Here is a 9,591-nt window from a genome sequence, read left to right on the forward strand (position 1 = left end):
CGTCAGCGTCGCGTAGTGACAACGGAAACGGACAGAATGCTATCGCTTCACCGCTGAGCAGTAATGCTCAGCAGTGTTCAGCGTAAATGTATCAGATCCGGCAACTTGTGATTCACTGGATCAGCAAGTTGTGGATCCCGTGTCTCTATGCCTGCAGAATCCAAGTCCACTCCTGTCCTGCACACCACGGAGCACACGTTCAACGCCGGGGGAAAGTCCTTCCCCTACAGGGCGGTGGCCGGCTGGCAGACCCTCTTCCGGCGGGAAAAGCCGGTAGCCGAGATCTTCCACGTCGCCTATCTGAGGCAGGAGGTTGACTCCCGACAGCGGCCTCTCACCTTCGTCTTCAACGGCGGGCCGGGGGCGGCCTCTGCCTATTTGCACATGGGATCCCTGGGGCCGAGACGCCTCCGCTTTGGGCCCAACGGCAGCTTGCCGCCCTCGCCAGTGCAACTGGTGGATAACGGCGAAAGTTGGCTGCTGTTTTCTGATTTGGTCTTTGTCGATCCGGTGGGGACGGGGTTCAGCCGCGCCCTGCCCAAGGAGTCTCAAGACGCCAAAAGTTCTCAGGAAAAATCCGATCCGGCGGCCAAGCCCACCCAGGCGGAGGAAAAGGAAGACGAGCCCCCCAAGGAGGCTCCCTTTTGGGACGTGGAGCGGGATTTGCAATCCTTGGGCGAGTTTATCCAGGGCTTCCTCTCGCGCTACAAGCGCTGGCTCTCTCCCATTTTCATTGCCGGCGAGAGCTACGGGGGCTTTCGGGTGGCGCGGCTGGCCAAGGAGCTGCAAGCCAAGTTTGGCGTGGGCCTGTCGGGGGCTATTCTCATCTCGCCGGCCATCGAGTTCGGGCTGCTGGAGACCACCGATTACAACCTCAGCACCTGGGCAATGCTTTTCCCCTCCTATGTCGCCACAGCAGCCTATCATGGGCGGTGTGGCTGGGGGGAGGATTTGCAGATCCTGCTGCCCAAAGCAGAAGGCTTTGCCCGCCAGCGGCTGTTGCCCCTCTTGGCCATGGGAGAGGCGATGCCAGAAGCGGAGCGGCAGGCCATCTACGCGGAGATGGCGGCAGGGATCGGACTCTCGCCGGAGTATGTGGCCCACAAGGGGGGGCGGATCGACCCGGCCAGCTTTGCCCGCGAGCTGTTGCGCTCCCAGCGGCTGGTGCTGGGGCTCTACGACGCCTCTGTAACCACCGTGGATCCCTTTCCGGATCGGCCTACCTTCGAGGGATCCGATCCCACGTTAGATGGGGTAGATCGCCTGTTTACTGCCGCCATCAACAGCCACCTGCGGGAGACCCTGCAGGTGGACACGGAGCTGACCTATCACCTCCTGAACCTAGAGGTGTTCAAGTCCTGGCGCTTCGCCCCCAAGGGGGAGCTCAAGCAAGGGTTCATCGGCGCCATGGACGAGCTGCGCAGCAGCATGGCCCTCAACCCCCACATGCGGGTGAGCATTCACCACGGCTTCTACGACCTGGTCACCCCTTACTTTGCCTCCAACCACCTGGTGGATTTGATGAAGCTGGATCCCCGCCTCAAGGCCAACCTCACCCTGCGCCACTACCGCGGCGGCCACATGTTCTACACCTGGGATCCCTCGCGGGCCGAGTGGTTTGCCGAAATGGCTGAGTTTTACCGAAAGGCCGTTTCCAGCTCGGGGATCCCTGCGTGATGGGCAATCCCAACCCCGCCTGCCTACTGCCGCAGCCAACGGGTGGTGCCGTCTTTTTGGTCGATAAGGGTGATCCCCAGAGCCTTTAACTGCTCCCGAATGCGATCGGCTTCGGCAAAGTTTTTCGCCTTGCGGGCCGCCGTGCGTTGGGCCACCAGCTCTTCAATCCGCGCGTCTTCAAGGGGTGGAAGCTTGGCCAGTTCCCCGTTGGCGGCAGCTTTCTCGGATCCCTGGGCAGGCTGGGGCCAGCAGAAGCCCAGCGTGGCCAAGATCTCCAGCAGGGCGGCGCCCTTCTGCCTCAGCAAGTGCGGCTGCAGGTGGGTGTGGCCCTGGTGGTTCAAGAGGTTGTGCTCGCGGATCAGTTCCTTGGCCAGCTCAAAGGCAAGAGCCAGCGCCCCAGGGGTGCCGAAGTCGTCGTCCATGGCCGTCTGGAAAGCCCTCATCGCCTCGGAATCGGGGGATCCCCCTTGGCCAAACTGCTGGGCGCAGTGGATCCCTTTTTGGAGAGTCTCCCAGCCGTGGCTGGCCGCCTCCATTGCTGCTTCAGTGAGGTCAATCGGGCTGCGGTAATGGGTCTGCAGCAGGAACAGCCGCAGGGCCATGGGGTGATAGAGGGCAAGGGCCTGTCGTAGGGTGGTGAAGTTGCCCAAAGATTTGGACATCTTCTGGCCGTTGACGTTGACAAAGCCGTTGTGCAGCCAGTACTTGGCCAGCGGCTTGCCGGTAATTGGCTCGGATTGGGCCAGCTCGTTCTCGTGGTGGGGAAAAATGAGGTCTGCCCCACCAGCGTGAATGTCGATGTGATCCCCCAGAGTCTCTCGCACCATGGCCGAACACTCGATGTGCCAGCCCGGTCGCCCCCAACCCCAAGGGGACTCAAACCCCGGCTCGGAAGGGGGGGCCGCCTTCCAAAGGGCAAAGTCAAAGGGATCCCGTTTGCCAGCGCCCTCTTCTCCCACCCGGCCGCTGGCCCCTGCCTCCAGCTCCTCCAGCTTGCGACCGGAGAGCTGGCCGTAATCCGGGAACTTACGGACGGCATAGTAGACATCGTAAGCAGGAGTCTCCCCCTGAGGGGCGAGGGGATCCCGTACCCGGTAGGCAAAGCCCTTGAGCTCCAGCGATTGGATCAGCTCGAACATGGCCCGCAGCGATCGGGTTGCCCTGGGGTAGAGATCGGCCCGCTTGATGTTGAGGCGATCCATATCTTGGAAATACTCGGCGATGAAGCGTTCCGCCACCGCCTGCATCGACTCGCCCCGCTCTAAGGCCCGCTTGAGGATCTTGTCGTCCACGTCGGTAAAGTTCTGCACATACTTCACCCGGTAGCCGCGGCACTCCAGGTAACGACGCACCATATCCCACACCACATAGGTGCGCGCGTGGCCGAGATGGCAGAGGTCGTAAACCGTGACGCCGCAGACGTACATCCGCACCAGCGGCTTCTCCCCGCCCGCCGCCTCGTCGGCAGAAATGGACTCAGAGCCACCGAAGGGTTGAAACACTTCCTTACGGCGAGTCAAGGTGTTGTAGACAACCAAAGTCATGGAGAATCCTGGTTTGTAGTTTCAGCTACAGCAAAGCGGGCTTTATCTTCCAGATCGGCACGGTGGCACACTCTGTTCTACATCGGATAAGGCTCGACAAAATCTCAACAGGCCGAAGGCTGAAATCATTGTGGGACAAGCATTTTAGCTGAAGTTACCTGCAAAGACTTGTCTAGATTTATTAACTACGGTACTCTAACCTGAGTGCGAACCAACGTATTCATTATCGAACTGCGCTTGGGCTTCACCGGCCTCGGTGGAGCTTGCAGCAAGGGGCCGCTGGCCTCAATTTTGACATCTTCTCTTTCACTCTAGTGTCAGCCTGTTGGTGTGAGGATGCCCCAAAGATTGACGTTCTCAGATGCCCAGGGGAGGGAGCTGGACATCCATAGCGCTGCCGTGAGCACCCTTTCTCCGCCCAAGGATCCGGCAGGGATCCCGACCGCTCAGGAGCGGGCTGCCGAGGGGGGAGAGCCGGCACTTCTGTCTGCCCCGTCAAGACTCCGGTGGGCTGGCTTAGCCCTTTCTCTCAGCTTAACGGGCCTGGTGTGGCTCCTGAAGCTGGAGGCCGATCCCCACGCCGATGCCCTGGAAGAGTCGGGGCCGGCCCCCTCCGATGAGCCAGCCGAGCTAGAAAATCCAGATCCCTCGACCTTGGCTCCGGCGCGACGGGGCTACCCGAGGTGGGCCACCGGCCTCTTGCTCATGCTGGGCTTGGCGGGGGTGGCCACGCTGCATCAACGCCAGCTTTCTCGTCACCCTTGGGGATCCCGGCTAGCGGAGCCGATTCCGCCCTCGGTGCACACGCTGTCCGGCGCCCTGCAGCAGAACTACGAGCAAAAAAAAGCCCAACTGCGGCAAGCCTTCGAGGCGGGCCAGATCCCGACTGGGGAAGGGCCCCGAGGCATTCTCGAGCATGAGGTGCAGCCGGGGGAAACCCTCTGGCATCTGACCCAGATGTACCAGCTCGATGCCGCCGCCATCACTGTCTCCAACGGCATTCAAGCCAGTACGCCGCTGCGGCCAGGGCAGAAGCTGCTGATCCCCAGCCAGCCGGGATTGATCTACAGCGTCAAGCCGGGAGATACACTGGAAGACATTGCCAACCGCTACCGGGTTCCGCAGCAGCGGATCATCGAGGCAACTCCCCTGGATCGGCCTGAGTATCTGCGCATTGGCCAACGACTGCTCATCCCCGGCGATGTGGGCGAGCTGATCCGGCGCGAGAACGAGATGCTCGCCCGCCGCGAGGCAGAAGAACGCCGCCGCCAGGAAGAGGAAGCCCAGGAACAAGCTCGATTACAGGCCGAGCAGCAACGCCAGGCCCAGCAGATGCAGCAAGAACGACAGGCCCTCTTGGCCGGTGGCTCGCTGGTCCACACGGTGGGAGCTGGCGACACCATCGAGCGGATTGCCGCTCGCTATGGGGTGACGCAGCGGTCGGTCATCCAGGCTAACCACTTGCGCAATCCCCACTGGCTACGCATTGGCCAACGCCTGACAATTCCGGCGCCTGGCACGCAGCCCGCCCCGCCGGCCCCCGGGCGACGAGCCCGGAGCCAATCCCAAGCTCGGCCAGCGCCGGCAGCTCCTCCTCCAGCTCTTCCTCCGGCCCGCAGCAGTGGCTTCATCTGGCCGGTTGCGGGGCAAATCACCTCCGGCTTTGGCTACCGTCGCGGTCGCTTCCATGCGGGGGTCGATATTCCCGGCCCGGTGGGATCCCCCATTGTAGCCGTTCAGGAGGGGGAGGTCATTTTTGCCGGCAATGCCGGGGATGGCTACGGCAATCGCGTCGATATTCGCCATCCCAACGGGATCGTTACCCGCTACGCCCACGGTCACCGGATCTATGTGTCCAAGGGCCAGTATGTGCAGCAGGGCCAGGTAATCATGAGCCGGGGCAATACGGGCCGCAGCACGGGGCCACACTTGCACTTTGAAGTCCGCCCCGGCGGGGGCGCGCCTGTGGATCCGCGGCCCTATCTGCCCTAAACACGTTTCAAACAAGAGGCTGCGCAGAACAGCCAGTCCCGGGCATAAATTGCTAGCCTAAAAAAGCAAACTCCAGACCGTAGGAACACGCCGATGCAGTGGGTGAACGCGCTCTCCCAGCTCCCTTCTCTGGAAGCGGCTCTGCGGCAGGTGGTGGAGGAAGCTAAGGCTAAGCTCCAGGTAGCCCAACTGAAGAGCGCCCTGACGCGACAGGTGCAGGCGGTGGGATCCGGCAGCCTGCCGGGGCTGCTCACCGGGTACGTCCCCTCTCAGCCGCTGCGGCCCAACTTGGGGATCCTGTTTGTGTCGGCGGCCTTTGCCAGCGAGTACATTCGCGTGCTGCCCCTGTTGTCGGAGCTGTTGGAGGTGGACGTTTTGATCGGCTGCTCCGGCGGCGGGATCGTGGGTGGGGGGCATGAAATTGAGGAGGGGCCGGCCCTGTCGCTGTCTTTGGCGGTGCTGCCGGATGTGGCCTTGCACCCTTTTTATTTGCGGGGAAACCAATTGCCCGACTTGGATGCACCTCCTTCGGCCTGGATAGACTTGGTTGGAGTTTTGCCGCAGAGCAAGCCCCATTTTCTGCTCTTGGCGGATGGATTTTCCTCTCGAATCTCTGAGCTGTTGCAAGGGCTGGATTTTGCCTATCCGGGGGCGGTCAAGGTGGGGGGATTGGCCAGTGGCGGCCGCGGCCCTCGCGGCAATGCTCTGTTTTTGCTGGATGCGCGTACCCCCACACCCCGGCGGGAGCTGTATCGGGAAGGCACGGTGGGGCTGGCCCTCTCCGGCAACGTGGTGCTAGATGCGGTGGTGGCTCAGGGATGTCGCCCGATTGGGGATCCCTTGCGCGTCACCGAAGCGGAGGGGAATGTGATCCTCAGCTTGGAGGGGCGTCCTCCTTTGGCGGTCTTACAGGATTTGGCCGAACGGCTCAGCCCATCGGATCAACGCTTGGCCCGCCAAGCTCTCTTCATCGGCCTGCTGATGGACGAGTTCAAATCCGAGCCGACGTCGGGAGATTTTCTCATTCGCGTGATCCTGGGCATCGATCCACGGGTGGGGGCGATCGCCATCGGGGATCGGGTGCGCCCCGGCCAGACGGTGCAGTTTCATCTGCGCGATGCCCAGACTTCGGCGGAAGATCTGCGGTGGGCCCTCAGCCGCTATTGTGCCGAGCGCAACCTACAGCAAAGCTACCCCGCAGAACGCTCCTCTCAACCCAAGCCGGATCCCTGTGGGGCGCTGATGTTCTCCTGCCTGGGACGAGGCAAGGGGCTGTACGGTACCCCCAACTTTGACTCGCAACGGTTTCGGGAATTGCTGGGAGAGCTACCCCTGGGGGGCTTTTTTTGCAACGGCGAGATCGGCCCGGTGGGGGGATCCACCTTTTTGCACGGCTACACCTCCTGCTTTGGGATCTTCCGGCCCGCCCGCTAAGGTTTTGGCAATCCTGAGCTGAGTTTGTAGCTGAGACCCAGACTCCCTCAGCGACGCTGCCGAAGTCCTGGAGCTGCCCCAGCGGGGAAAGAAGGGAAGCTGGAGCGGTGGTCTATAATCCTGCCAATCCCTCGATCGCCGCCCTCAGCCATGGCCGATGTCGCTCCGGTTGTCACTTCTGCCCTTCTGACTGTTCAGGGGTTGCGGGTTTTCTTGCCCAGCCGCACTGCCGGCAGCCAGGCAGAATGCTTGGGATCCCCGGTGGTGGATGGGCTGTCCTTTCAACTGGGGGCCGGACAAGTCCTGGGCTTAGTGGGGGAATCCGGATCCGGCAAGACCATAACCGCCCTGACGCTGATGGACTTGCTGCCCAGCTCCGCTCGGGTGGAAGGCACCATTCTCTTTCAGGGCCCCCAGGGAACAGTGGACTGGCTGCGGCTGGATCCCCGGCAACGGCGGCGCTACCGCGGCTCCCAGATCGCCATGATCTTCCAAGAGCCGAGCACCGCCCTCAACCCCCTCTACACCTGTGGCCAGCAGTTGCGGGAAACCCTGAGGGCCCACACCTCCCTCCCCCCAGCGGAGCTCCGCGCCCAAGCCATCCGCCTGTTTGAGGAAGTGCAGCTTTCTCCCCAGATGCTGGAGCGCTATCCCCATCAGCTCTCCGGCGGCCAGATCCAGCGGGCGGCCATCGCCTGTGCCATCGCCTCTAACCCCAAGCTGTTGATTGCTGATGAGCCGACTACCGCCTTGGATGTAACGGTGCAAGCCGAGATCTTGCGCCTGCTCCGGGATCTGCAGCAGCAGCGACAGATGGCGATCCTCTTCATCACCCACGACCTCAATTTGGTGGCGGAATTGGCGGATCAGGTGGTGGTGATGTGCCGGGGCCAAGCCGTGGAACAAGGATCGGTGAAACAGATCTTTTGGGATCCCCAGCACCCCTACACCCGCGGCCTGCTGGCCTGTCGCCCACCGTTGGAGCGGCGGTTGCGGCGGCTGCCCACCGTCCAGGATTTCCAGGAAAAGGGGGGATCCCTCGAGGAGCGGTGGCAGCAACTGGAGATCCCAGCCGCCGAAGAGGAAGAACGGCTGCGCCAGATATGCAGCCAGCCCCCTCTGTTGCAGGTGCGGGAGTTGCGCACCCACTATGCCGTCCGTCGCGGGCCATTGGGCCGCCAGGTGGGCGAGATCCGAGCTGTGGACGGGATCAGCTTCGACCTGTATCCAGGCGAAACCCTGGGGGTGGTGGGCGAGTCCGGCTGCGGCAAAACCACCCTGGGGCGAACCCTGTTGCGTCTAATCCGCGCCAGTTCCGGCCAGGTAATCTACGACGGAGAAGACTGGCTCCGCCTGCCGCCTCGGCGCCTGCGCCGCTTGCGCCGCGAGATCCAGCTTATCTTTCAGGATCCGGCAGCCTCTTTGGATCCGCGCATGAGTGTGGGAGCCAGCGTCATGGAGCCGATGGTGCTGCACGGGATGGGGAGAAACGCCGCCGAGCGGCGAGCACGAGCCCAACGCCTGTTTGAACGAGTCGGGTTGGATCCCGAGGCGCTGGATCGTCTGCCCCACCAGTTTTCCGGCGGGCAGCGGCAGCGGATTTGCATTGCCCGCGCCCTGGCTTCGGAGCCGCGCCTGCTCGTCTGCGACGAGGCAGTGTCTTCCCTGGATGTCTCCGTACAGGCCCAGGTGCTGAACTTGCTCAAGGATCTGCAGGAGGAGCTGGGACTGACCTATCTGTTCATCTCCCACGACCTGAGCGTGGTCAAGTTCATGAGCGACCGCATTCTGGTCATGAACCGAGGCCGCATCGAAGAAATTGGCCCTGCCGCTCAGATCTACCGGAACCCGCAGCAGGACTATACCCGCCGCCTCATCGCCGCCATTCCCAAAGGGGATCCGAAAAAGCGTGCCCGCCAAGCCGGATGAAGGGTCTCCCCTGGAGCCGCGCCCACCCGCCTCCCGGCCAGATTTGCAATGAGGCTAGAATTAAGTAAACTTTGAGTCGTAAAGCTTTGGACTCTTGTTAGCTGATTTAACAAAACGTTTTATCCGCAGTTTGGGCTGCAACCGGCTATGGCTCGCATACTCATCATTGAGGACGACCCTTCAATTCTGGATATTCTGCGTATCAATCTGGAGTTGGCGGGCTATGAGGTCGTGAAGGCCACCGATGGGGTACGCGGACAAGCACTGGCTCTGCAGGTTCTTCCGGATCTCATCATTCTCGACCTGATGCTGCCCCAGGTGGACGGCCTGACGGTTTGCCAGCGCTTGCGGCGGGAGGAGCGCACCAGTGAGATCCCGATCCTGATGCTCACCGCCCTCGGCCAAACCCAAGACAAGATTGAAGGCTTCAACGCTGGCGCCGACGACTACCTGACCAAACCCTTTGAGGTGCAGGAGCTGCTGGTGCGGGTGCGGGCCCTGCTGCGACGTGCCGATCGCATTCCCCAGACGGCCAAACACGGCGAGATCCTCACCTATGGCCCCCTCACCCTGGTGCCAGAGCGCTTCGAGGCGGTGTGGTTTGGCAAAACCATTAAGCTCACCCACCTGGAGTTTGACCTGCTCCACTGCCTGATGCAGCGGCACGGCCAGACAGTCTCCCCCAGCGAAATCCTGCAGGAAGTGTGGGGCTACGAGCCCGACGACGACATCGAGACCATTCGCGTCCACATCCGCCATCTGCGCACCAAGCTGGAGCCGGATCCGCGCCACCCCCAGTACATCAAAACTGTCTACGGGGCGGGCTACTGTCTGGAGCTGCCCAACATTGCCGATCCCCAGCCGCTGCAGCCGGAACTGGCAAAAGACTCCTCTTCCCCGTAAAAACCACCTGCCGTAGGAGAGCATGACTCTAGTCAATGATATGCTGGACTATACTGAAAATAATGCCCAGTATGTTCAGTATGGCTGCTTGGTATGGCTAGGTATGTAAAAC

6 protein-coding genes are annotated in these 9,591 nt (G+C 62.0%); 5 read left to right on the forward strand and 1 reads right to left on the reverse strand.

Going from position 1 to position 9,591, the window contains the following annotated elements; all coding sequences use genetic code 11:
* Nucleotides 1–147 precede the first annotated feature (147 nt).
* Nucleotides 148–1,677 carry a S10 family peptidase gene (locus ACVW0R_RS13095; RefSeq protein ID WP_011430719.1) on the forward strand — a complete coding sequence of 510 codons (1,530 nt, stop codon included), beginning with the start codon at nt 148–150 and terminating at the stop codon, nt 1,675–1,677.
* A 23-nt stretch (nt 1,678–1,700) separates the two neighbouring features.
* Here the strand turns inward: ACVW0R_RS13095 and cysS are convergent, their stop codons facing one another.
* Entirely contained in the window at nt 1,701–3,221 is a 1,521-nt protein-coding gene (gene cysS / locus ACVW0R_RS13100; RefSeq protein ID WP_457502174.1) for a cysteine--tRNA ligase, read from the reverse strand.
* Between the two features lie 399 nt (nt 3,222–3,620).
* Here cysS and ACVW0R_RS13105 point away from each other — a divergent pair, with 399 nt between their 5' ends.
* The 4 genes from ACVW0R_RS13105 (at nt 3,621) to ACVW0R_RS13120 (ending at nt 9,479) form a co-directional block, all read left to right on the forward strand.
* Complete coding sequence (locus tag ACVW0R_RS13105; protein ID WP_099813064.1) at nt 3,621–5,213, forward strand: LysM peptidoglycan-binding domain-containing M23 family metallopeptidase; 1,593 nt, start codon at nt 3,621–3,623, stop codon at nt 5,211–5,213.
* Nucleotides 5,214–5,306: 93 nt separating this feature from the next.
* Complete coding sequence (locus ACVW0R_RS13110) at nt 5,307–6,647, forward strand: FIST signal transduction protein (RefSeq protein ID WP_011430716.1); 1,341 nt, start codon at nt 5,307–5,309, stop codon at nt 6,645–6,647.
* A 150-nt stretch (nt 6,648–6,797) separates the two neighbouring features.
* Nucleotides 6,798–8,576 (forward strand): ABC transporter ATP-binding protein, encoded by a 1,779-nt coding sequence (locus ACVW0R_RS13115; protein ID WP_011430715.1) that lies wholly within the window; start codon nt 6,798–6,800, stop codon nt 8,574–8,576.
* A 147-nt stretch (nt 8,577–8,723) separates the two neighbouring features.
* The gene (locus ACVW0R_RS13120) at nt 8,724–9,479 is read left to right on the forward strand and encodes a response regulator transcription factor (protein WP_011430714.1); all 756 of its coding nucleotides are present in this window, start codon (nt 8,724–8,726) and stop codon (nt 9,477–9,479) included.
* Nucleotides 9,480–9,591 lie beyond the last annotated feature (112 nt).

Source organism: Thermostichus sp. MS-CIW-15 (assembly GCF_054060575.1).